This is a genomic window from Haemophilus sp. THUN1690 (assembly GCF_059704375.1).
In genome coordinates, this window is sequence record NZ_AP046582.1 from 527,497 (window position 1) to 551,666 (window position 24,170).

The window sequence follows — 24,170 nt, forward strand, 5'->3', positions numbered from 1 at the left end:
TATGTCCTTTAATTTATTCTGCTTTAAAGATCGATTTCTCTTTCATTAAGCATTTTTCTGTTACATGCATTGCTGCTTCGAATAATTCAGTAGGATATTTATTGCCTAATCCTTCTGTACTTTGTGCCTTTCCTAATACTTCAGTTGCCACATCACATCGAATGCCATTTACTGCTTCAATAAAGTCCCAGGCTTCAATTTCTTCATTGTTTTTCTCTGCTATTTTTACACCTTTTGAAAGTTCTTTTATAAAAACTTTTTCAAAATCTTTATAGGTAATTATTTTTCCTGACGTGTCTTTACCTAAAGGGGTATTGGGATTCATTACCGCTTGAGTATTGAATGCACAGAGCCCAAGTATTACAGGTAGTAGTAATTTGTTCATATAAAACCTAATTTAGTTGATTTTTATAGAATAAAATCTACCTTTTTCGGTAGATTTTAAGAGAGAGTTATTCTTGAATTTCAACATAAAACATTGAATTCTTTTTATTTTGCCAGTGAATATTGTAAATAATACTTTCTTCTTCTCCATTAGAGATTAGAATATCAGCAGTACAAAGACGAATTTCTTTATTTTTATTAAATCCTGTTTCTTCAATATTTTTTACATCAATGAACTTAAGCGAGCGATCTAATGTTCTTAAGTTAGTCGTAATCATACTATCTAACGTTTTTTTTACTTCAGTATCATCACATTTTGGTAGTTCAGAAAAACAACCGGATAGCAATAAACAAGCAGTTGAAGCCAAAATTAGTTTTTTCATAAAAATTACCTTTTAGGAAGACGATTAGTCCAACATAAAACTACTACACTCATTCCAATGGCAGACCACCTTAAATATTTTGGTTCATAAATGATCTTTACTGAAATCAGTATTGTTAATGTAATAATGATAAGTGGAATAAGCGATTGCTTAATGTTTAAAGATGAACAAAATATCTGATATTCTTCTTTAAATATTTGCCAAGTGTTTTTTGACATTTTACCCTCCTAGAAATAGATTTAATTATTTTGTAGCATCGCCATATTTATTAGCTTCAGGCTTACTATCTAAGCACATAAATACTAATAATACGATAAAACCAATTAGCGGAATAATTGAGATAAGCACCCACCAGCCACTGCGATTGGTATCATGTAATCTTCTTACACATACAGCCCAAGCAGGTAATAAAGTCGCTAAACCATAGATACCAGAAAGAATACCAAAGCCTGATTCGGTTATCATTCCTAAGGCTCCATCTAAAATGCTTAGAATAATGAAGACAACAAAATGGATAAGCGCGAACATCCAATACTCTTTTCTTCTTGCTCGTCCGCTAAATGTTGCATAATTTTTTAAAACTTGAATATACCAATTCATTTTTGTGATTCCATATAGTTATTTAGGAGGGTAAAATCGTGTATATTATGCTAGTTGGCATTATGTTCTTCAAACAACGTAATGTTTGTAATTCTTCCTAAAATGTGGGTTTAAGTATGAAAGTGAATGAAAAAATTAAGTTTTTAAGAGAAAGTAAACATTTATCTCAAGAAGAGATGGCTAATAAATTAGGGATGTCAACAAATGGTTACGCTAAAATCGAACGTGGGGAAACAAGGTTAAATATTCCAAAGTTAGAACAAATTGTTAATATTTTGGATATGGATATTATTGAGTTAATGTCAGTTGGTGAACGCAATGTCGTTTTATTTCAGGAAAGTGATAGCAATATTAATATCATAGGCTCTTCACACGGGCTGACATTTGAGCTTGCTCAACTAAAGACTGAACTAGCTCATAAAGAAGAACTACTAAAACATAAAAATGAAATAATAGAAATGCAAAGAAAAGAGATCGCTAGGCTGAATAAACTACTTGGTGAAGTACAGTAGAATATTGTGTTTTCAATCTACATTTTTGTATAACTAGCATAATTTGCCACTTAACTTTTTAATCGAGCAATTAGGGAAGATATCCCTAAGGTTATTTTTATTGGTATCCAGCCTGATCTTGTTTCCTTTGGTTTTCCGATGAGTGAAGCTGTAAAAAGTGCGGTAGAATTTTTCTATGAATTTTTGAAGGATGGGGGCGATTTAGGTGAAATTACTCGATTGTAATTGCCTTCATTCATAAAAAACGATCGCTTAACTGGCGATCGTTTTTTATATGCGAATAAGAACATTTGCTTAAATGAATTTGGCATTAGCCAGACAATCTTGATGCGATCATCGCTTGCCCTAGACTTAATCCGCCATCTCCCATTGGATATTGATGTGCACTTAGCACATTAAATTCTGCAAGCGCTTGTTTCAATAAACGACGTAATAATTGGTTATGCATTACACCGCCTGAAAGCACAATGGTTTTGCAATTGTGGCGTTTTGCTTGCTGACGAGCTAATTCAGCAAAACCTTTTGCCAGCGCATAATGGAAAATAAATGCTTTGTTTTCTTTGGAATCATCGTAATCCAGCCAATCTTGCCAAAATGTGGCTAAATCCAATTGATTATTTTTGATTGGCATTTTAACCTGAATATTGACCGCACTTTTTTCATCTTTGATAAAGTCAGATTTTGTGGCTAGCGTTTCTAAATAGCACGCTGCTTCTCCTTCCCAAGAGAGTTTTTCGCCCACAATACCTAACCCATAAGCTACGGCATCAAATAGTCTTCCAGCCGATGAAATAAGGGGGGAATTAAGATTACGTTCAATGGCATTGGAAAGAGGTTCCCAAGGTAATTCGGAACAAGTTTTAGCTGCGATGTCACGCCAATTCGGTACAAATTTTTGAAGATGAGCAAGCCAATTACGCCAAGGTTGAGTTGCCGCAAGATCGCCACCTGGCAAAGCAACGTCAGGCAATCCACCTAAATGTTGAGATTGTTCGCCATCTACTAATAAACATTCACCGCCCCAAAGTTGCCCGTTAGCCCCCATTCCAATACCATCTAAGGCAAGACCAATCACTTGTTCATGACAATGATGTTCTGCCAATACAGCGGCGATATGTGAATGATGATGTAACACTTCCACATAAGGTACCGATAATTTTTTTGCGAGGTTTTTCCCCGTTTTTGATGAAAAATAACCTGAGTGAGCATCCACCGCGATTAAATCTGGTTTGAATTGATAAATTTGGCAAAATAAGTCGATATTATTTTCTAATTGTTGTTGCACAAGTTCATTAGAGGTATCACCAATATGTTGGCTAACAACGGCTTTATTTTGTTTTAGTAGGCAAAATGTATTTTTAAGATCAGAACCCAACGCTAAGATATTTTTTGTATTTTCCGTTTGCAATAGCATTTCATCAGGAACGTAGCCACGTGCTCGGCGTAGTGTTTCTACGCCATCAAAAGAGGCTCTCACTAAGCTATCATCAGCACGTTGCAAAATATCGCGATTATGGCAAAGATAGAAATCTGCCAAATTACTCAATTTTTTCACCGCACTTTCGTTGTCTAAAACAGGTGGCTGACCACTAGGATTGGCAGATGTCATGACGAGCGGTTGATTGATTTCACGTAAAAGCAAATGCTGTAATGGATTACTCGATAACATCACCCCAATTTCATTTAAATTTGGTGCGATATTTTCTGCGAGATTGGGCACCTTATTTTTTTGTAACAAAACGATTGGCGCAGCTGTGCTAGTGAGTAATTTGATTTCGGTTTCTGTTAAATTTTGTAAAAAATCTAAACTTGGCACCATGACGGCAAGAGGTTTGCTTGGACGATGTTTGCGATCTCGCAGTAATTGAACCGCATCGAAATTCTTTGCATCACAAGCCAAATGAAAACCACCGATCCCTTTGATTGCCAAAATTTTTCCTTCTTTGAGCAAAAGTGCGGTTTGTTTTAAGGCTGTTTGATGTGTTGCAAGTTGATGTTCGGTATCTTGTAACCAAATATGCGGGCCGCAAACTGGGCAGGCATTAGGTTGGGCATGAAATCGGCGATCTGCTGGATTTTTATATTCCTTTTCACAATCTGGGCAGAAAGGAAAATCCGACATCGATGTATTTTTACGATCATAAGGAATCTTTTTGATAATCGTAAAACGAGGCCCGCAATGGGTGCAATTAGTGAAAGGGTAGTGATAACGACGATTTTCAGGATTAAATAAATCTTCTACGCAAGCGGGACAAGTAGCGGCATCAGGCACAATTTGTGTGTCCATCGCATTGTTTTCGCTTTCTCGGATTACAAATTCAGCAAAGTGCGGTAGACTTTCCCAGTGTTTTTCACATTGCTGAATATCTGTGATTAAAGCTAAGGGCGGTAGTTTTTCCTGTAAATCTTTTAAAAAAAGCGTGAGTGCTTCTTTTTCTGGATTTACAAATCGAATTAATACTCCTTGCCCATCATTATTTACATCGCCCTTTAGGCCATATTCATTTGCTAACAACCACACAAAAGGGCGAAATCCCACACCTTGCACTTTGCCTTTAATGCGTAATTCGATTCCGTTCATAACTTGTTCTCTACATCAAATTGAGTGATTTTTATGGTAACCGAAAATATATATGCAAGCTGTGATTTTCATCAAAGAAGATTCGTTTTTATAAGCAAATTATTGTGAGTAATGGGCTTTCCAATAACCAATCCACTCTTTTAATAAAATCATATTGCTATTCAATGCACCTAAGTCAGGAATAAAAGATTTTGCAGATAGATTTCCTTTGCTGACATAGCTTGCCGCTGCAGCAGGAAGTACATTAAATCCTTGTTTTTCAAAAAGATATTTGGCTCGTTTCATATGCCATTGATTTGTTACTAAAATAATTTTTTGAATATGATCTTTAATTAAAATATTTTTACTGAAACTGGCATTTTCTTCCGTATTACGGGCTTTATTTTCGATCCATTGCGTTGGCACATTAAAGAATTGGTTAAGTTCTTTTGCCATTAAGTCGCCTTCAGAAATGCCTATCAAAGAATAGCCAGTAGTCAAAATAGGTAAGCCCGTTTCTTTTTGTAAAAATGCCGCATAACGTAAGCGTTCTAGTTGCGGTGCGCCAGAAGCTGTTTCTGCATACAGCTCTTTGGTTGGGTAAGATCCACCGCCTAATATGACGATGGCTTGAGCTTGTTTATAGTCATCTAGGGTAAGGGCTGGAATATCATCATTATCTGTTAGTAATAAACCAGTAAAAGGTGCACTCATGATATAAAGCCACGTGAAACTGATAAATGCCATAAATTTGGCTAATTTTTTGAAATGAACACGATAAAGAATTGCTGCAATAATCAGTAATACAAAGGTATTAAGAGGTGGCGCGATAAGTGCGGTAAGAAGTTTTCCTAGTTCTAACATAGATAAGATCCTTGATATGAAGCGGTTTCATTATAATGATTAGTCATAGCTTGTCTATGTTGATTTTGTTAAAATAAGCCCCCTTATTTTTTGATAAACAAACGCTCGAATTCATCAAAAGTGCGGTTATATTTATGAAAGTTTTTAAAGACAGTGTCATTTACCTTGTTGGGGAATTATCGTCAAAGTTAGTTCCTTTTTTACTTTTGCCTTATTTATCGCGTAAATTAGGCGTAGAAGGGTATGGCTCACTTTCTTATTATCAAACTTTTTTAAGTTTATTTTTGATTGTGGTTTCTTTAACTCAAGAGGGCGCAATTTCCCGTTATTTTTATTTTTATGGAAAACGTTCATTAAATTTAGTAGTGAACATTGGCTATGCTTATACCACGATAATTGGCAGTATTATTTTAATGGGGTGTTGGATTGCTCAGTCTGAAATATTATTTTACGCTGCACTTTCCTCAATTTTCCAATCTTTCTTAAATGTTCAGTTAAGTGTAAGACAATGCCAGAAAAAGGCTTGGTCCTATGCTTTTATTCAATTTTCACTCACTGTTACTGGTGCGGTATTTACCGTCGCATTGCTCGAGTATTATCAAAATGATCTTGTTGAAAAAAGAATTTTGGCAATTTTATTGAGCAATTTAGTCGTTTGGTTTTTTTCTTATTTTCTTTACAGAAAGAGTGCAACATCTAAAAAATATCAATTTAAACATTATCAATCTGCATTATTTTATATTTTAGGATTTGGATTGCCGCTTATTTTGCATCATGCGAGCTTTTTCTTAAAAGGGCAGTTAGACCGTATTTTTATTTATCATAAATTCAGTGAAACAGATTTAGGGCTTTATGCAATGGGCGCTCAACTTGCTTTGGTGGTTTCTATTGCTATTCAAGCACTTAATAAAGCGATCATTCCCTATTTTTATGAAGCCTTAAAACAAAAAAAATTAGTGATTCAACAGTTACATAAATGGGCGTTATTTTCGTTTTTGCTGATACCTATCCCTGCTTTAGTCATGTGGATTATTCCTGAAGATGTGCTAGTTTGGATTTTAGGTAGCCAATTTGTGGGGACGAAATATTATTTTATTTTATTTTTAATTTCGACCACATTAAGTATTCCTTATTTGATTTTAGTTAATTATCTTTTTTATTATGGAAAAAATAAACTTATTTCCCAATGTTCGGTTTTATCTACAATCATTTATGTAGCGAGCCTTGTGGCTTTAACTTTTACAGAAATTAAATATATCCCTTATGCTGGAATTATTGGTTCGCTTTCCATTATTCCTATTCTTTATTTTATGACATCTAAAGTGAGTAAAACCCTATGAATCTCATTCTTTGTTGCACACCATTGCAAGTATTAATTGCGAGAAAAATCATTGAATTACATCCTAACGAGCAATTCTTTGGCGTCATGTTTGGTGGTGTGTGGGATAAAAAAAGAACCTTGTACGCGAGTAAATTAGCGGAAGTTTGTAGTGATTCGGTGAACATTGATACGGGAAAAGATATAAAAGGTTTCGACTCTCTCAAGTTAATGCGCCAGATCAAGAATAAAATTACGCACAAAGGTTTTGATAAAGTTTTTCTCGCTAATCTTAATTCATTATGGCTACAAACTTATCTTAGCCATGTTTCATTTAAAGAGCTTTATACCTTTGATGATGGCTCAGATAATATTTTCCCTCACCCCAATTTATTGAGAGAGCCTGATACATTTAAATATAAACTGATTAAAGCCTTTATTGGCGATAAATATAATGTGCATAAATTATTTAAAAAAATAAAAAAACATTATACGATTTATCCTAATTACAAAAATATTGTTTCCAATATTGAACCTATTTCCTTATGGGATAATAAAGTAGATTGCGATATAGATGGAGAGGTCTCATTTTTTATTGGGCAGCCCTTGTTAAATACAAAAGAGGAAAACCTCTCATTAATAAAAAAATTAAAAGATCAGATTCCTTTTGACTATTATTTCCCTCATCCTGCAGAAGATTACCGAGTAGATGGGGTAAATTATGTTGAATCAGAACTCATTTTTGAAGATTACGTATTTAAGAATTTATCGAATAAAAAAGTGATTATTTACACGTTCTTCAGTTCTGTTGCGTTTAATTTATTAAGTCATCCTAATGTAGAAATTCGTTTTATTAGAACGAGTATTCCAAGATGGCAATTCTGTTACGATTCATTCCCAGAACTTGGATTAACGATTTATAAGGAAATCTAAGATGAAAAAAATTGGTTTCTTTATTATGAATATCGAAAGTGCGGGTGGAACGGAGCGCGTTTCTATTAATGTTGCCAATGCTCTCGCTAAACAGGGATATGATGTTTCTTTTATTAGCATTGGCGGTAATAAGCCTTTTTTCCAAGTCGATGAAAAAATTAATATTTACGCAATGAATAAATTGCCCTATTCATTGAAAAAAGATTATTTTTCTATCACAAAAAAATTAAGAGAATTGGTTAAAGAATTGCAGCTGGATACCTTAATTGTGGTTGATGGTGCGATTATGCTTTTTTCTGCCTTGGCATTGGTCAATTTACATGTAAAGCATATTTTATGGGAGCATTATTCTTTTAACTTTACTGGCAATCGTCTAGTTCGCACACTCGGTAAATATTTAGCTTCAACAAGATGTGATAAAGTCGTTACATTAACCGAGTCAGAAAAAACGCTGTGGCAAGAAAAATTTAAAACGAACAATATAATCAGTATTGCTAATCCAAATACTCTTTTGCCAAAGAATAAATTAGCAAAATGGGAAAATAAAACTATTTTATCTGTAGGGCATTTATTTTCTTATAAAGGTTTTGATTATTTATTAAAAGCCTGGCAAGTTTTAGCAAAAAATCATCCCGATTGGAATTTAAAAATAGTGGGATCGGGTGAGGAAGAAGAGAATTTAAAAAATCTTGCTAAAGCATTGGATATTGAAGATTCAGTTAATTTTATTCCTCGTACCAATGATGTCGCTTTTTATTATGAAAGTAGTTCAATTTATTGTTTACCTTCACAAACAGAAGGCTTGCCTTTAGTTGTTATTGAAGCGATGGCATTTGGTTTGCCTATTGTTGCCTTTAATTGTTCTCCGGGTGTAAAGCAATTAGTGGAGCATAAAGAAAATGGTTTTCTTTGTGAAAAAAATAATATTGAAGAAATGGTTAACGGTTTAGATTTATTAATGAATCATCCTGAACTTTATCAGCAAATGTCAGAAAAATCTCGTGTAATGAGTGAAGATTATGGCATTGAGAAAATTATTGAAGAATGGAAAGCGATTTTATAAGGAATAATTTTATGTTAAAAAAATATTTGATCTCTTTAGATAAAGATATTCAGCGTCGGGAATTATTCTTTTCTCAAAAAAATACTGAGGATTTCCAAATTTTTTCTGCTATTAATACCATGCAAAAAGATTGGAATGAATTAGCGGCTATTTTTAATATTGAACAATTTAAAGCACATTATGGCCGTAATGTCACTAAGGGTGAAATCGGCTGTACCTTAAGCCATCTTTCTGTGTACCAAAAAATTGTCGAAGATAACGACATCGCTGAAGATAGCTATGCGTTAGTCTGTGAAGATGATGCTTTATTCCACCAAGATTTTCAGCAAAATTTAACCGCACTTTTAGCAGAAAAACTTGAGTCTGAAATTGTATTGGTTGGGCAGTCAAAAATTAATGATTTCAATGATGCCGATTTAGAAATTAATTATCCAACAACTTTTTCTTTTTTATGCAAAAAAACAGGCAATGTAAATTACGCTTTCCCTTATAAAAGTTATTTTGCTGGAACTGTGGGCTATCTTATTAAAAAATCTGCTGCAAGAACATTTATCCAGCAAGTTTCTCAAAACAAACTATTTTGGTTAGCAGATGATTTTTTACTCTTTGAACAGGATTTTAATATAAGAAATAAAGTGGTTCGCCCTCTCATGGTCATTGAAAATCCTGTATTGATAAGCAATTTAGAAAGTGTTCGTGGATCTTTATCCAATAATTTGTTTAAAAAATTAATGAAATATCCATTGAAAAAAATCTTTGCGATTAAGAAAAATTTGGTTAATTAAAGGAAGGAATTATGTTAAGCATTATTGTGCCTTCTTATAATCGAAAAGCAGAAGTGCCAGTTTTATTAGAAGGTTTAACTCAACAAACATCAAGTAATTTTGAAGTGATTATTGTGGATGATTGCTCGAAAGACCCCGTTGAAGTGACACAATCTTATCCATTTGTGGTAAAGGTCATCCGTAACGAAACCAATCAAGGTGCAGCAGAAAGTCGTAATATTGGCGCGCGTGCATCAAAGGGAGATTGGTTGCTTTTTCTCGATGATGATGATCGTTTTATGCCGAAAAAATGCGAAAAAATATTACAAGTGATTGAGCAAAATCCAGATATTAATTTTATTTATCATCCAGCTAAGTGTGAAATGGTCAATGAAGGGTTTACTTATGTGACTCAACCGATTGAACCCCAAGAAATCTCGACAGAACGTATTTTGTTAGCCAATAAGATTGGTGGCATGCCAATGGTTGCAATTAAAAAAGAGATGTTTTTAAAAATAGGTGGATTATCCACCGCACTTCGTTCTTTGGAAGACTATGATTTCTTATTAAAACTGCTACAAGAGCCAAGTTTTACCCCTTATAAAATTAATGAACCTCTAACTTATTGTACTTTCCATACCAAACGTTCAAGTGTGTCTACGGATACTACCAACACACAAAAAGCCATTGATTATATTCGCGAGCATTATGTGAAAACGGTAGAGCAAGCTCGTAATTTTGATATTAACGCGAGCTATATTTTGGCTTATCCCCATATCATGAATTTATCGCGTAAAGCAGCAAAATATTATTTTGATATTTTTAAGAAAACAAAAAGCATTAAACAATTTATTATTACTTTGGTTATTTTAATTTCGCCAAAATTAGCCATTAATTTAAAACGGTTGGGAAAATAAAATGAAATTTTCAGTCCTAATGTCCTTATATATTAAGGAAAATCCTCAATTCTTACGGGAGTGTTTTGAAAGTCTTGTTGCACAAACTCGTCAAGCAGATGAAATTGTATTGGTTTTTGATGGCGCAGTAACGCCAGAATTAGAATCTGTTGTGACGGAGTTTGAAACAAAACTGCCACTAAAATTAGTTAAATTGCCGCAAAATCGAGGATTAGGCAAAGCCTTGAACGAAGGTTTATTGCATTGTGATTATGACTGGGTTTTCCGTATGGATACCGATGATATTTGCGTGCCTGATCGTTTTGAAAAGCAAGTGGCGTTTATTGAAAATCATCCTGAAACCATTATTTTTGGCGGACAAATTGCTGAATTTGGTGAAAATGTAAATGATATTGTGGCATATCGTAATGTGCCAACGTCAGCTCAAGAAATTATCAAATTCACGCAAAAACGTTGTCCGTTTAATCACATGACGGTGGCATATCAAAAAAGTGCGGTCATTAATTGTGGTGGATATGAAGATCTTCAAGAAGATTATTATTTGTGGATAAAACTTGTCGCGCAAGGTTTACATGTCGCGAATTTGCCTGATATTTTAGTTTATGCACGAGTAGGAAATGGCATGGTGAGTCGCCGTCGTGGTGTCAATCAAGCCAAAGCAGAATGGCGTTTATTCAAATTAAAATATCGTTTGGGAATTCAAGGATTGTTATCTGGATTATTTACTTTTGCATTGCGTTTTGGTTCTCGTTTATTGCCAACCTCGTTATTAAAAAACCTTTATCAAACTTTTTTACGTAAATAGGAAATCCAATGAAATTGAATATGTTATTTAAAATTTCTGTATTATCGACCGCACTTTTTTTAGTTGGCTGTTCTAGTTCGTCTGATATTAAGCCTGTAGTTAATAGCACTAGTTATACTAAGCAAAGAACACCAGAAAATTTTAATGATTATGTTCAATTTTTAAAAGGTAAAGCAGCCGCTGAAGGTGTGTCATTATCGGTATTGAATGCTCAAAATAATATTCTCTATATGCAAAAGGCAGTAGATTTAGATCGTGAACAAGCCGGTAAAATTCGTAAAAGAGATCCTAATTCCCCTCCAGTGTCTAATCCGAATGGCACGAGCAATTATCTCAATAGAGTGCTAACTCAAAATAAAGTGAATGTCGCGGCTGAGCGTTATTGGGAAGTGCAAGCGCCATTGCAAAAAGCAAGCCAAAAATATGGTGTTCAGCAGGAGTATTTACTTGCGTTATGGGGAATGGAAAGTAGTTTCGGGCATTATCAAGGTAAATATGATGTACTTTCTGCAGTGGCAACCTTGGCTTTTGAAGGTCGTAGAGAAAAATTATTTATGAAAGAATTTATCTCAGCTATGAAAATGCTTGAAAAAGATCATATTCAACGTGAACGTATGTTAGGTTCATGGGCGGGCGCGATGGGACAAACTCAGTTTATGCCAAGCACTTTCTTACGTTATGCGGCTGATGGAAATAATGATGGCGTAAAAGATATTTGGAAAAACCAATTTGATACTTTTGCTTCTATTGCAAATTATTTGCATACAGTCGGCTGGGATAATAGTTTGCCTTGGGGCGTAGAGGTGATGCTTACGCAACCTATTGATTTGAGTTATTCTGGTACAGAAAGCAATAAAACTCGTTCTTTAAAAGATTGGCAAGCGATGGGGCTAATATTAAAAAGCACCAATCCACAGGAGCAAGCAAAATTAAATACACTTGAAAATGCTCAGCTTTGGTTAGTTCGCCCTGATCGTGAAGCGGGCAGAGCATTTTTAGTTTCAAATAATTTCCGTACTATTTTGGATTGGAATAAATCTAATTATTTTGCGTTGAGCATCGGTATGTTTGCTGAACGGATTAAAGATAATGTTGGATTGTGATAAAAATGCGGTCAATATTGACCGCATTTTTGTTTACTTATTTTTCAATGTCGGCACAAACTCAGACAGCATTTTTATCTCTTCTTCACTCAATCTGCTTTTTACCATGTTGCCTGCACCTTGTATTTTTCCACTTTTACGATCGGAAAGTGCGGTGTAAATTTCCTCTGAATTTAGCGTGTTGATAATTCTGGATTGTCCGAATGCTGATTTTTCAGCGGATTTTCCATGGCAAGTGGCACAGGTTCGTTTATAAAAATTTTCAGCTTGTTCCGCATTCACATCAGCCAATACAAGTTGGCTGGCAGTGAGTAAGCTTAAAGAGAGTAGAGTAGAGTAAATTCTTTTCATGGATTATCCTTTAAATAATTTGGTTAAATCGTCTTCGGGTATTTTGCCTTCATATTTAGCTTGAATGTTTCCTTCAGGGCTAATGACAAATGAAGTTGGCGTGCCGATAAGTTGATAACGTTCTGCTGTAATTTTCATTTGATCTTTGATTACAGGCAAATGGAGTTCACGTTTAGCCACGACGGCTTTGGTGTCCATTTTATCGCTATCCACATTAATCGCAATCAGTGAAACTTTGCCAGGATTCTCTTCTGCGAGTTTTTCAAATTCTTTTAACTCTGCGATACAACGTCCGCAAGTTTCTGACCAAAAAATAAGTAATCGTGTGCCTTTCCAATTCTCAAGGTTTGCAGGATTACCTTGAAGATCATAGGCGGCAATATCAGGTGCTTTTTGCCCCACTGAGGCAACTTCATCTTTACAAGAAACAGCGCCAAAAATAACCGCACTTATGGCAACTAATTTCAATAGTTTATTTGTTAGCATGATTTTCTTCCTTTACAAATTTTCCGTGATGTAAATAAATAACACGATCGGTGAGTTCACCTAACTCTGGATTATGTGTCACCATCACAATAGTGCGCCCTTGTTGATTAAGTTTTGTAAGCAAATCTAGCACTAAAGATTCGTTTTGCTCATCTAAATTTCCCGTTGGTTCATCGGCAAAGATAACGGGCGGTTGATTCACTAACGCACGCGCAATACAAACACGTTGTTGTTCACCGCCTGAAAGTTGGCTTGGGCGATGATCAATGCGATGGCCTAAGCCTACTTGTTCTAATACTGCTTTGGCGGATGCTTCATCAATCACGCTGTGATAATGTTGTGCCAGCATCACGTTTTCAAGTGCGGTCAAATAAGGGATTAAATGGAATTGTTGAAACACTAAGCCGATTTTTTCTGCGCGGAAACGTTGACGACCGACTTCATCTAATTGGGCAGCATCAACACCATCCAAAATCACGTTACCTTCGCTAGCGGTATCTAAGCCCGTTAAAATATTCATCAGCGTGGTTTTACCTGAGCCTGATGCCCCCATAATGGAAACAAATTCCCCTTGTTTGATTTGAATATTAATATCTTCCAGCGCGGTAACTTGCCCGAAGCGTTTATATAAATGTTGGGTTTCTATTACAAAGTTGGTCATGTTTTTCTCTTTTATTATCTAATTTCTTCGTGAATTAAGACTGCCAAATCTCCCCTACTCCTCTTTGCTAAAGAGGGGATTGGTTTTGTAGTTAAATATACTATAACTGTTTCATCTACTTTTATTATCTAATTTCTTCGTGAATTAAGGCTGCCAAATCTCCCCTACCCCTCTTTGCTAAAGAGGGGAGTGGTTTTGTGGTTAAATATACTATAACTGTGTTATCTACTTTTATTATCTCAAATGGTAGGTTAAATCTCAGCACTAAAAATTTCCTCAATTACCCCTCTTTAGCAAAGAGGGGTAGGGGAGATTTGGCAGAAGTAAAAACGAAGAACATAATTTATAAGCGTTTCACTTTTACTCACCCTTCAACACATTCGCAACATTAATACTCAATGCTCGACGTGTTGGAATAATAACAGCTACAAATGCCACTAATAATGAAAGTACAATCGTAATTGGCAATACAGGAAGTCGCATATCAATATAAGATTTGAATACGGTTATTCCCAATAGTTGAGCTAATAAATAACCCAAGCCAAGTCCGATAATAATTGCACAGAAAGCGATAATTAAAATTTCTGTGCTGATTTGGCGAATGATGTCTAATTTTCTCGCGCCCAGAGCTTTCTGTAAGGCAAATTCTTTGGCGCGTTCGCCAACAATTGCAATTAAGGTGGTGTTCACACATAAGGTTGCAAGCACCAAAATCACAAGGGAAATTAAGCCCATTAAGCCTTTAATTTTTTCTAAAATTTGTCCTTCTGAGGCTGAAACTTTACGGATCGGGCGAGCGGTTAAATCAGGATATTGTTGCATGATTTTTTCGGCAAATTGATCCACTGTATTGGCGCCTTGCTCATTTTGTACATTGAGTAAGGCGTTGTTTACTACGCCTTCTTTATCCAACCAATTTTGTGCAAATTCAACATTTACAATAAGCATATTGTCAGTTGCATCACCAGCTTCTACAATTCCTTTAATGTTGAAACTGTATTTTTCCACGGCATTTTTAGAAAGTTGTAGGCTGTCTCCCACTTTCACATGTAATCGTTCAGCGAGGGTTTTACCGATCATCGCATTGCGATCGTCAAAGTTTACGTTGATTGCTGATCCCGTAATTTGCCAGTAAGGGGCGAGGATTCGCATGGCATCAAAATTTACGCCCATCAGTACAATTTTTTCTAAATCACTGCGTGCGACGCCATAAAGATAAGGACTGGCTGCCGTGATAAAACTATCGGGTGCTTTTTGCAAAATTGCGTTTAATTCTGCTTGATTCATCATTCCACCATCGGCTGAACCAATGTAGAAATTTGCTCCGAAAGTACGTAATTCTTGGCTCATTTTGGTGTTGATGTCGAAGTAAACCGCTGCCATTGCAGTGACGATACTTGCGCCTACAGTAAGAGCGGTGAAAATAATGAATACTCGTTGGAGGCGTAATCGCAACGCGCGGAAAATTAATCGCCAGAACATGCTTTGAGTTTTTGTGCTTTTATGCTCTGCCATAAAGCACCTCGACAGGGTAAAGTTTAGCGATTTTATGTGCAGGGAACCAAGTGCCAATCACAGCAATAAGAATGGAGAGCACAAGAACACAAGGCACGACGATCCAAGCGAAATCAAGAGGCGCACCGAATAATGCGGCACCGATAAATTTGGCTAATCCCCATCCAGCTAAACAGCCAAATATTCCGCCTACTAATGCACTCAACACCGCTTCACAGTAGAACAGTAAGGTGATTTGCCATTGGTAGGCACCTAGGGCTTTCATTAAGCCAATTTCTTTTGAGCGTTCGATAATTCCTGCGCTCATTAAGGAAGCAATCCCCATTGCTGCAGCGATTAATGCCGCGAAGGTAACGACCGCAAGTAAGAGTTGGATTTTGCCAATGACGACACCTTCAGACGCGGCGACTTGCCAAATTGGGCGAACCATTGCACCAGAGATTGCTTCTTCTAATTGATGGGAAATTGATGAAACATAAGCGGTGCAATACCAACGGTCATAGGCTTCCGCATCTAAGGCATCCGTATTGGCACGCGCTTTACGGGAAAGATCGTTTTCTGGCACGGTGAGGGCAGATACGCGGACAGATTGCACTTTGCCTTCTAAACCAAGCAAATTTTGTACCGCACTTAGGGGTATCACAAGCTGATTATCTTCTGTTCCACCAGTACTTAAAATACCTTTAATTTCTACCACACTTTGTTGGCTTTCGCCGCTGTCGTTTGTGTAGCTTAAGCTAAGTTTATCGCCAATTTTCCAATCATTACTTTTGGCTAGTTGTTCGCCAGCAAGTGCAGGGACGATTTCGCCAAAGTCATTGTTTAAATCATCAACCCATTCCCCTTTTACTTTCCAATAAGGGCTAATGATTCGTTGTCCTGTGTGGTAATCTTCTTCATCAGGCACGGCAATATTATGATCAAAGAAGGTACCAAGAATATTAATCGTTTTAGGCGCTGAAAGTACGGTGGAATGTTGTGAAGATTTTGTCACTTGCACATTTGCTGAAAGCAGCGGGGAAAACCCCACGATATTATTTCGCCAGAAAATATCTTTGATGTTGGGTAGTTCTTTTTCATCTAAAAAATCTTGGCTAGATAATGATGCGCTATGGCTGAGTTCATCAGGCAATGCCGCATTGCTGGCTGGCTCCACCAAAATATTGGCACCGTAAGATTTCAGCTCTTTCGCCATTTTGTCACCAATATCAATGGAAACGGCAAGCAGCGCAGAGACTAAGCCTGCCGCTAAGAATATAGTTATAATGGCGAGTAATTTACGTTTGATACCAAATCGCCAAGATTGAAATAACATTCGAGCAAGCATTGTTATTCCCCTTTTGGATTTTCGTTTTTGTTAATGCCGAGATAGTTATCGGGATTATCGCGGAATAAATCGAGATTTTTTTCGTTCTCAAAGAAATAAGTATGCCCTTCGTGGCTATATTTATATTCAGTTTTAGTGTTTTTGAGTTTGGCGCCACTAATAGGATCTTGCACTTCAATTTCCACAATCGTACTGAATAGATTTAAGCCATCTTCAAGGCTTTTACGAGAAATCACGATTTCATTTTCAGTTTGTTGCCAATTTTCAATAGGTACAGGGTTGCAACCGCCTGGTTTACCAATGGATGGAATAAAGAGATGCACGCCACAACCAACACAGACTACTTGATTGCCTTGCATGACATAGCCTTGATCGCCACAGAGTAGGCAAGCATCGAATACTGCCGCCATACTGACTTTATTCGGTTGGCGATTGATAATGAAAAAGCGTACGGCTTTGCCATCATCAGCAATCCAAACGAAACGGTGAAGTTTACCGTCTTTAAGTGGCTCTAGTGCTAAATGCACTTCATTTTTGTCATTCAGTTGTACTGGAATTGCTTCGGAAAGTTGTGGCGGTTGAGAGGCAACTTTTTCCCAATAAAGTTGGCTTGCGGCAACAAATAAAATACCCAGTATTCCCCAGTAAATAGTGCGTTTTGATGTTTGTACGAAGGCTAATTTTTTGCGTTTTTCAATAAGATCTTTTTCGGCTTTTGCTTCTCTTAAACGTATTGAATGTGTTTGAATGGTAAAAATACACAACACAACGAGCATTAATACAACACAAATGATATTGAGCCAAGCGGAGATTTCCCCTGATTTTGCCACAAAACTTAACCGCACTTTGGTTAGTTCAATGAGTTGTAATTTCATTAAGGTAAGCAGTAGTTCTGCTACAAGCGGAAGAATTAAAGCGACAAAAAGTAAAAAGCTGAGTGCAAAAAGTGCGGTGGATTTCCCTTGTGTTTTTTGTTGCTGTTTAAGTAAGAAATAGAGCCATGCACTTGAAGCTAAACTAAAAATTACGCCAAAAATAACCGCACTTATATTTAAAATAAAGTCAGTGTTAATAACATCTGTGTTGGTGAGTGCGGTGATGTTTGGATCTTTTGCCCAAGTTGCTCCTGCTATAAGCATTAATGCAAATTGCCAGAATGCGGCAAGGTTTGATGATTTGCTCCATTGGCTGATTGCAAAAAGTAAGAAGATAATTAAAAAACCGATGGTTAGAATAAGATTGCTGGTTTGTCTATTAGGAATATTGAGTCGCAGGACAACACCCAAAGCCAAGCCAATAAGACTTAGCCAAATAAGCGTTTTAGGCGAAATGTTGCCTTTTTTGATTGCCCAAGATGCACCGAGTAAAAGCGAAATTGGCAAAAGAGATTGCAGAACAAAAATGAAAAAATAAGTCATAGAAAGAGAATTTTAAATGGTAGGGTGGGCTTTAGCCCACCGTTTTTTCATGTCTGATTGTTAATTGGTGGGCTAAAGCCCACCCTACAGCACTATTATTTTAAACCAGTAAATTTAAATTCATAATTTACATCAAATGGTTTCCACCAACGACCTACGCCAGTTTCTTCATCGGTGTGGCGGTGCATACCAGCTTTTGGTGGCGGATCGATATGATAAGTTAATTTGTAGTTACCCACGCCCATCATTTTGATGTTTGCGCCATAGTGTGGGCCATCGCCAGCAACCATTGGCATGAAGGTACCTTCTTGTTTAGCACCAGTATCGGTATTGACTAAAGTATAGTTGATGGTTAAATAAGGCATCCATTCACCTTCACCAAAACCGTTTTTGTTACCTTTCACCGCGTGAATGTCTGCTTCTAAGTGAATGTCAGATTTTGCTGCAGGCAAGCCCATGCCGCGAGGTTCCATATCCACTGGTTTTAAGTAAACCGCTGCAATTTCCATGTCATTCATGGTAACCGCTTCACCGATTGGATATTCTTGGAATGCGTAAGCAGAAGTTGCTGCAAACATTCCTGCTAATAAACTTGCGCTAAGAAGTGCTTTTTTCATAGTTTCTCTCCTGAGATGAGTTTTGAGTTAATTGGAAACCGCTTTTTTGCTTTGATATTTCATAACAAACAAAGCAAAAATAGCAGCAAGAATTAAGATCGCTTGTGGCACAAGGGTTTCCACATAAGGATAAACACCTAACCACGAGATTTCTGGTACACCGTTAATTAATGTTGGTTCAAACAGTTTACCTTCAATAAGTTCAAGTACAGATTTGCCAGCAAACACAAATGCCATTAAATACATAAATGAACCAGTAAACATAAAGAATGGTTTTAATGGCAATTTAACCACGGTGTAACGCATTATAAAGTAGCAAATTGCGAGTAAAATCACCCCACAAATAAAGCCGGCAAAAAGATAGGCTAAACTGACCGCACTTTTCGCATCGCCAACTAGGGCATAATAGAACAATACGGTTTCTGCGCCCTCACGATATACAGCAAGGAAACTGGTAAGCCATAAGCCGAATAGAGAGCCTGCCGTTAATGCCGTTGAGAGTTTGCCCTCGAGGTAGCGTTTCCAGTTTTGTGCTTCGACTTTAGAAAGCAACCAGTAACTCATACTAAACAGCATAAAGACCGCGATAATCATCGTGAAACCTTCAAGCAATTCACGGTTTTGGCCTGAGTTTTCAAAAATAAGTTGGAAGATGAATGCAGTAACTATGCTTGCCCCTAACGCCACATAAACGGATTGGCGAATAACTGGCAATTTATCATGATGATTGTTTTTCACCATATAAGCCACAATAGCGGCAACAATTAATAACGCTTCTAAGCCTTCACGTAAAATAATAAGCAAGCTATATAAGAACATAGACCAATCACTTTGTTCGCCACCTTGCAATATTTGAACCGCTTTGGCTAAGTTTTGTCTTAAACCTGCAGCTTGTTCCTGTAATTTGTCGCCATTTCCCGCTTTCATTAGACTGACTAAACGGGTGAAATAACCTTCTAATTCTGCTTTAAAGTTGCTATCGCGCGAGCCTACTTTGTTTTCCATGCCAGAACTTTCAAATACGTCAAAGTAAGTGTCTTGCACTGCAAGCATGGCTTTTTTCGCATCACCTTGTTCATAAAGGGCGATAGCTTGTTGAATACGTTGGTTGATTTCGGTCGTAATTTTTGCCCAATCTTGCTCTGCAACGTTATTTGAAGTTTGCGCTTGTGATTGTGTCGCTTGAGCGTTTTGTTCATCGCGAGTGGTAGGCAAATTAGGAAGCTGTTCTTCAATATCTTGCAAGAGTTGAGTGCTTTGGTAAGCAATTTCCGTCATTTGATCAGGTTGTTCGCTCAAACGAATCAAATTATAGAATTGTTGATTGATTGCGGCTGAAATTTCAGAAGAGCGGTTGGTTCTGACCGACATTTCCATTTCAGAATTTTTGTAGCCGTCATATTGAGCTTGTTGGAATGCTTTTTTAGCATTGGCAAAATCACCGCTTTCATAAGCGGTAATGGCTTGAGCGATAAAATCATCAATGGTTTTGAAACTTTGTTGCCAATAAGGTTTGATGGCTTGATTATCATAAACGCCGTGCTGACTATCAGCATTGAGTTGATGCCCTTCAACAAGAGAAGGTAAAACTTGCTGTAATTCATTTTTTAAACCGTTGATTTTGGCTTGAACCTCATTCATTGATTTACCTTCGCCAATCATTTTGCGGATTTCACCAAAAGTGGCTTCCATTTGATAGCTTTTTTGCGCAGAAAAATTAATGCGAATGGGACCTTCTAAATTTTCAAATACCTCAAAATAGGCCATTTGAACTTCGGTTTTGGCATCATCAATTTTGTTTTCTTTAAGAAGTTGTTCGGTGTGATTCAAGCGTTGAGTGATGTCATCTACCCATTTTTGATAATTATCGGCAAAGACTGCTTGAGAAAATAAAAAGAGTAAAGATATGCTGATATAACGTAAAAGGTAGGGCATATAACTAATAACTTTATAAATGAAATCCATTCTTATTTGAAAGATATATCTAATGAGAAAAAATCTCAACAATAAATTTGAATTTTTGTTACTCAGATCAAGTTTTATTTGAATATTTAAGATTTTTTAATGGCTGTTGTTATAATGCAAGAGTTTTCCAATTGCCTTTTTAGGAGATTTTTATGACAGCACAAACTGGTATTTTGCTTGATGGTTGCAAAGCAGGCGTATTTTTAGAAGCAAATATCTCAGATTATTCTCAGATTCCAGCGGCGGCTCGCCAATTCCTTACTAGCTTAGAACAGCTTCAACAAACTTATCCCGATGCACGTTTGGGGGCGGTAGTTGCTTTCGGCGATAAAGCTTGGAAAACCCTTGGTGGGCAGGACGCACCAGAGCTTAAACCTTTTGTTACTTTAGGAAAAGGTGATTTAACTGCGCCAAGTACACAAACCGATCTTTTAGTTCATATTCAATCGTTACGCCCTGACGTTAATTTTTCTGTGGCACAAGCTGCAGTTAATGCTTTTGCTCAAGCTATTGACGTTCAGCAAGAAATTCATGGTTTCCGTTGGGTGGAGGAACGAGATCTCACGGGGTTTATTGACGGAACTGAAAATCCAAAGGATGCACAACGAGCAGAAGTGGCATTAATTTCAAATGGCAATGATAAAGATGGGAGTTATGTGTTTACTCAACGTTATGAACATAATCTCGCTAAATGGGAAAAATTAAATACAGCAAAACAAGAAAATGTGTTCGGACGCACCAAAACGGATAGCGTAGAAATGGAAGATAAGGCGGATACTTCTCATGTTGGTCGTACAGATTTAAAAGAGAATGGCAAGGGATTAAAAATCTTACGTCAAAGCTTACCTTATGGTACAGCCAGCGGTACACACGGATTATTCTTTATTGCTTACTGTGCAACGCTTTATAACATTGAACAACAGTTACTTAATATGTTTGGTGAAAAAGATGGAAAAACTGACCGCATTTTAGGTTTCACTAAGGCTGTAACGGGCGCTTATTATTACGCACCGTCTATTGAGCAGTTGAATAAACTTTAATTTATGAGAAACCTAAATTAAAAAAAATTTAGGTTTTTTATATTTCTTAATCTTTTCTTAAGATTTATTTGTTTTAATACGCACATCCAAGCAATGGTGCTTGAAATTAACTGACTTAAAAAGGAAACATTATGAAAAAATTTGCATTAGCAACAATCTTCGCATTAGCAACCACTTCTGCATTCGCAGGTTTTAATGGCGGAAATGCTCAAGGCGGTTTTCAACAAGCAACCCCTTCAGCAATTAGCGTAAAACAAGCTTTATCTGCTGCAGATAATTCAATGATCACTTTAGTGGGGAATATCACTCAGCAAATTGATGACGATGAGTTTTGGTTTACTGATGGGACTGGGCAAATCAAGATTGAAATCAAAAAACGCATTTGGAATGGTTTAAACGTAGATTCAAAGGATAAAGTTAAAATTTATGGAAAATTGGATAACGAGGTATTTGAGAAAGCAGAACTTGATGTATTGCGTATCGAAAAAGCAGAATAATTATCTTTGAAGATAGCGAGCATTAGCTCGCTGTTTTTGTTTATAAAGTGCGGTCAATTTTTATGAGAATTTTATTGATAGAGGACGATAATCTAATCGGCAATGGTTTACAGATTGGTTTAACGAAACTAGGTTTCGCGGTGGATTGGTTTGCAGATGGTAAAACAGGAATGGATGCCTTAGCGTCTGCGCCTTATGATGCGGTGGTATTGGATTTGACATTGCCTAAACTTGATGGATTAGAGGTATTACAACAATGGCGTTCCAAGCATCAAGATATACCCGTATTGATTTTGACTGCCCGAGATACATTAGATGAACGTGTTAAAGGTTTACAAAGTGGTGCAGATGATTACCTTTGCAAGCCTTTTGCTTTGGCTGAAGTTGCGGCGCGTTTGCAAGCACTGATTCGTCGTCGTTATGGCCATCATCATTCGGTGATTGAGCACGAAGGCGTTAAACTAGATCCAAATCAGCGTTCTGTTTGGCTAAATAATCAACCTATTTCTTTAACAAGCCGTGAATATAAATTGCTTGAATTATTTATGCTGAATAAAGATCGCGTATTGTCTCGCTCATCGATTGAAGAAAAATTATCAAGTTGGGATGAGGAAATTAGCAGCGGCGCATTAGACGTGCATATTTATAATTTACGCCAAAAATTGGGGAAACAATTTATTCGCACGGTGCATGGTGTTGGGTATGCTTTAGGACAAATTGAAAAATGAAAAATAGAAGCCTTACGTTGCGTCTTATTTCTGTGCTTTGTTTAACCGCACTTTTTGTTTGGCTTGGTTCTACGCTTGTCGCTTGGTGGCAAGTGCGCCACGATGTGAATAAAGTTTTTGATGCACAACAAGTTCTCTTTGCTGAACGGCTCGCAAATTCAGATTTAAGTACTATTTTGGTGGAATCTAGCACAACGCTAAATAAAAATTCACTGTCGGCATTAAAAAAAAGTTATGACGATGATGCCTTAGCCTTTGCTATTTTTTCTAAAACTGGGAAACTTTTATTCAGTGATGGACGAAATGGAAAAGATTTTATTTTTAATAATAAAATGGGTTTTCATAATTCTCATACTTATGATGATGACGATAACTGGCGAATTTTCTGGCGTACGGCAGCGAATGGGAAATTGATTATCGCAGTAGGGCAAGAGTTAGATTATCGTGAAGATTTAATTGAAGAAATGATCTTTGGGCAAATGTGGATTTGGTTTGCTAGCTTGCCTATTTTGATTATTGTTTTAGGATGGTTGATTCATAAAGAACTTCGACCGATTAAACGTTTGAGCCAAGAAGTACAAACGAGAAAATCTGGTGATGTGTCATTACTGAATACTGAGGGGCTACCCGTTGAAATTTTACCCTTAGTAAAAAATTTAAATCAATTTTTTGACCGCACTTCGGCTATGTTACAACGCGAACGTCGTTTTACCTCTGATGCAGCCCATGAATTGCGTAGTCCATTGGCGGCATTGCGTATTCAAACTGAAGTTGCTCAACTGGCTGGTGATGATAGTGAATTACGAGAACAAGCACTTTTGCATTTAACACAAGGCATTGATCGTGCATCGCAGTTAATTGAGCAACTTTTAACGCTTTCAAAACTGGATAATTTACAAGAATTGGAAGAATTACAGCCTATTGATTGGGAAGGAATCATTCAATCGCTGATCGCTGAGCGTTATTTTGTGGCAGAAAAACGTAAAATTACGTTGGCTTTTGAGAAAGAATCTGAACTAACGCCAAAACAAGGGCAACCAATTTTAGTTTCATTGATGCTTAGAAATTTACTCGATAATGCCATTAAATATTGCCCAGAAGATACAACCGTTTCAGTAAAAATCACATCTTCTCAGATTATTGTTGAAGATAATGGCGGTGGTGTTGAACCCGAAGATTTGAAAAAACTTGGTCAGCGTTTTTATCGCCCAGCTGGACAAAATGAAAAGGGCAGTGGCTTGGGACTTTCTATTGTTATGCGAATTGCGGAATTACATGGATTTAAAGTGCGGTTAGAAAATGTTATAAAAGAAGGGACGCGAATTGGCTTAAAGGCACAAATATTTTTATAGATATTTC

At 36.7% G+C, this 24,170-nt stretch carries 26 protein-coding genes and 1 pseudogene; 13 read left to right on the plus strand and 14 right to left on the minus strand.

The window, feature by feature from the left end; all coding sequences use genetic code 11:
• Window positions 1–13: 13 nt before the first annotated feature.
• The 4 genes from AC6H22_RS02500 to AC6H22_RS02515 form a co-directional block, all read right to left on the minus strand.
• Window positions 14–385: a hypothetical protein gene (locus AC6H22_RS02500; RefSeq protein ID WP_114892115.1), complete on the minus strand. Its 372-nt coding sequence runs from the start codon at window positions 383–385 to the stop codon at window positions 14–16.
• 67 nt (window positions 386–452) lie between these two features.
• The gene (locus AC6H22_RS02505; RefSeq protein WP_114892114.1) at window positions 453–767 is read right to left on the minus strand and encodes a hypothetical protein; all 315 of its coding nucleotides are present in this window, start codon (window positions 765–767) and stop codon (window positions 453–455) included.
• Window positions 768–772: 5 nt separating this feature from the next.
• Window positions 773–985, minus strand: a complete 213-nt coding sequence (locus AC6H22_RS02510; protein WP_114892113.1) for a hypothetical protein — start codon at window positions 983–985, stop codon at window positions 773–775.
• 25 nt (window positions 986–1,010) lie between these two features.
• A complete protein-coding gene (locus AC6H22_RS02515) occupies window positions 1,011–1,367 on the minus strand; it encodes a DUF805 domain-containing protein (protein WP_114892112.1) in 357 nt (118 codons plus the stop codon).
• Between the two features lie 116 nt (window positions 1,368–1,483).
• Here AC6H22_RS02515 and AC6H22_RS02520 point away from each other — a divergent pair, with 116 nt between their 5' ends.
• Window positions 1,484–1,879 carry a helix-turn-helix domain-containing protein gene (locus tag AC6H22_RS02520; protein WP_497515275.1) on the plus strand — a complete coding sequence of 132 codons (396 nt, stop codon included), beginning with the start codon at window positions 1,484–1,486 and terminating at the stop codon, window positions 1,877–1,879.
• A gap of 37 nt (window positions 1,880–1,916) precedes the next feature.
• Window positions 1,917–2,104 (plus strand): annotated as a pseudogene (gene hycI, locus AC6H22_RS02525) (hydrogenase maturation peptidase HycI); the annotation flags it as partial.
• 85 nt (window positions 2,105–2,189) lie between these two features.
• Here hycI and hypF read toward each other — a convergent pair.
• A complete protein-coding gene (gene hypF, locus AC6H22_RS02530) occupies window positions 2,190–4,460 on the minus strand; it encodes a carbamoyltransferase HypF (RefSeq protein ID WP_497515277.1) in 2,271 nt (756 codons plus the stop codon).
• A 99-nt stretch (window positions 4,461–4,559) separates the two neighbouring features.
• On the minus strand, window positions 4,560–5,303 hold the full coding sequence (locus AC6H22_RS02535) for a YdcF family protein (RefSeq protein ID WP_497515279.1): 744 nt from the start codon (window positions 5,301–5,303) through the stop codon (window positions 4,560–4,562).
• Between the two features lie 134 nt (window positions 5,304–5,437).
• On the opposite strand from AC6H22_RS02535, the gene lsgA reads away from it, so the two are divergent.
• The 7 genes from lsgA to AC6H22_RS02570 are packed head-to-tail and all read left to right on the plus strand — an operon-like array spanning window position 5,438 to window position 12,206.
• Entirely contained in the window at window positions 5,438–6,643 is a 1,206-nt protein-coding gene (gene lsgA, locus AC6H22_RS02540; RefSeq protein WP_497515281.1) for a lipooligosaccharide flippase LsgA, read from the plus strand.
• Window positions 6,640–7,554: a lipooligosaccharide biosynthesis sialyltransferase LsgB gene (gene lsgB / locus AC6H22_RS02545; protein ID WP_497515283.1), complete on the plus strand. Its 915-nt coding sequence runs from the start codon at window positions 6,640–6,642 to the stop codon at window positions 7,552–7,554. The genes lsgA and lsgB overlap by 4 nt, the downstream gene beginning before the upstream one ends.
• A gap of 1 nt (window position 7,555) precedes the next feature.
• Window positions 7,556–8,617: a lipooligosaccharide biosynthesis family 4 glycosyltransferase LsgC gene (lsgC, locus tag AC6H22_RS02550; protein WP_497515285.1), complete on the plus strand. Its 1,062-nt coding sequence runs from the start codon at window positions 7,556–7,558 to the stop codon at window positions 8,615–8,617.
• Window positions 8,618–8,628: 11 nt separating this feature from the next.
• Complete coding sequence (gene lsgD, locus AC6H22_RS02555; protein WP_497515287.1) at window positions 8,629–9,402, plus strand: lipooligosaccharide biosynthesis galactosyltransferase LsgD; 774 nt, start codon at window positions 8,629–8,631, stop codon at window positions 9,400–9,402.
• Between the two features lie 11 nt (window positions 9,403–9,413).
• Window positions 9,414–10,298 carry a lipooligosaccharide biosynthesis N-acetyl-glucosamine transferase LsgE gene (lsgE, locus tag AC6H22_RS02560; protein WP_046938562.1) on the plus strand — a complete coding sequence of 295 codons (885 nt, stop codon included), beginning with the start codon at window positions 9,414–9,416 and terminating at the stop codon, window positions 10,296–10,298.
• Between the two features lies 1 nt (window position 10,299).
• The gene (lsgF, locus tag AC6H22_RS02565; protein ID WP_046938563.1) at window positions 10,300–11,103 is read left to right on the plus strand and encodes a lipooligosaccharide biosynthesis galactosyltransferase LsgF; all 804 of its coding nucleotides are present in this window, start codon (window positions 10,300–10,302) and stop codon (window positions 11,101–11,103) included.
• Window positions 11,104–11,111: 8 nt separating this feature from the next.
• A complete protein-coding gene (locus AC6H22_RS02570) occupies window positions 11,112–12,206 on the plus strand; it encodes a lytic murein transglycosylase (protein ID WP_497515290.1) in 1,095 nt (364 codons plus the stop codon).
• 33 nt (window positions 12,207–12,239) lie between these two features.
• On the opposite strand, the gene AC6H22_RS02575 is transcribed toward AC6H22_RS02570, so the two are convergent.
• The 8 genes from AC6H22_RS02575 to AC6H22_RS02610 all read right to left on the minus strand — a co-directional run bounded on the left by AC6H22_RS02575 (window position 12,240) and on the right by AC6H22_RS02610 (window position 20,516).
• Window positions 12,240–12,557, minus strand: coding sequence for a c-type cytochrome (locus AC6H22_RS02575; RefSeq protein ID WP_497515292.1), 318 nt, complete (start codon window positions 12,555–12,557; stop codon window positions 12,240–12,242).
• 3 nt (window positions 12,558–12,560) lie between these two features.
• Complete coding sequence (locus tag AC6H22_RS02580) at window positions 12,561–13,043, minus strand: TlpA family protein disulfide reductase (RefSeq protein ID WP_005636777.1); 483 nt, start codon at window positions 13,041–13,043, stop codon at window positions 12,561–12,563.
• Window positions 13,030–13,704 carry an ABC transporter ATP-binding protein gene (locus AC6H22_RS02585; protein ID WP_118788260.1) on the minus strand — a complete coding sequence of 225 codons (675 nt, stop codon included), beginning with the start codon at window positions 13,702–13,704 and terminating at the stop codon, window positions 13,030–13,032. The genes AC6H22_RS02580 and AC6H22_RS02585 overlap by 14 nt, the downstream gene beginning before the upstream one ends.
• A 360-nt stretch (window positions 13,705–14,064) precedes the next feature.
• Window positions 14,065–15,219: an ABC transporter permease gene (locus AC6H22_RS02590; RefSeq protein ID WP_497515295.1), complete on the minus strand. Its 1,155-nt coding sequence runs from the start codon at window positions 15,217–15,219 to the stop codon at window positions 14,065–14,067.
• Window positions 15,206–16,546 carry an ABC transporter permease gene (locus AC6H22_RS02595; protein WP_005626204.1) on the minus strand — a complete coding sequence of 447 codons (1,341 nt, stop codon included), beginning with the start codon at window positions 16,544–16,546 and terminating at the stop codon, window positions 15,206–15,208. The genes AC6H22_RS02590 and AC6H22_RS02595 overlap by 14 nt, the downstream gene beginning before the upstream one ends.
• Window positions 16,547–16,548: 2 nt before the next feature.
• Window positions 16,549–17,964 (minus strand): Fe-S-containing protein, encoded by a 1,416-nt coding sequence (locus AC6H22_RS02600; RefSeq protein WP_118816821.1) that lies wholly within the window; start codon window positions 17,962–17,964, stop codon window positions 16,549–16,551.
• Window positions 17,965–18,059: 95 nt separating this feature from the next.
• Window positions 18,060–18,581, minus strand: a complete 522-nt coding sequence (locus AC6H22_RS02605; protein ID WP_005626197.1) for an iron transporter — start codon at window positions 18,579–18,581, stop codon at window positions 18,060–18,062.
• A gap of 27 nt (window positions 18,582–18,608) precedes the next feature.
• Window positions 18,609–20,516 (minus strand): FTR1 family iron permease, encoded by a 1,908-nt coding sequence (locus AC6H22_RS02610; protein ID WP_497515297.1) that lies wholly within the window; start codon window positions 20,514–20,516, stop codon window positions 18,609–18,611.
• A 182-nt stretch (window positions 20,517–20,698) separates the two neighbouring features.
• On the opposite strand from AC6H22_RS02610, the gene AC6H22_RS02615 reads away from it, so the two are divergent.
• From AC6H22_RS02615 to qseC, 4 genes are all read left to right on the plus strand, one after another.
• The gene (locus AC6H22_RS02615) at window positions 20,699–21,586 is read left to right on the plus strand and encodes a Dyp-type peroxidase (protein ID WP_005626191.1); all 888 of its coding nucleotides are present in this window, start codon (window positions 20,699–20,701) and stop codon (window positions 21,584–21,586) included.
• Window positions 21,587–21,717: 131 nt separating this feature from the next.
• Complete coding sequence (locus tag AC6H22_RS02620) at window positions 21,718–22,083, plus strand: YgiW/YdeI family stress tolerance OB fold protein (RefSeq protein WP_005626188.1); 366 nt, start codon at window positions 21,718–21,720, stop codon at window positions 22,081–22,083.
• A gap of 62 nt (window positions 22,084–22,145) precedes the next feature.
• A complete protein-coding gene (locus AC6H22_RS02625) occupies window positions 22,146–22,811 on the plus strand; it encodes a response regulator (protein ID WP_005626184.1) in 666 nt (221 codons plus the stop codon).
• Complete coding sequence (gene qseC / locus AC6H22_RS02630) at window positions 22,808–24,163, plus strand: quorum sensing histidine kinase QseC (protein ID WP_118816823.1); 1,356 nt, start codon at window positions 22,808–22,810, stop codon at window positions 24,161–24,163. The genes AC6H22_RS02625 and qseC overlap by 4 nt, the downstream gene beginning before the upstream one ends.
• The last annotated feature ends 7 nt before the right edge of the window (window positions 24,164–24,170 follow it).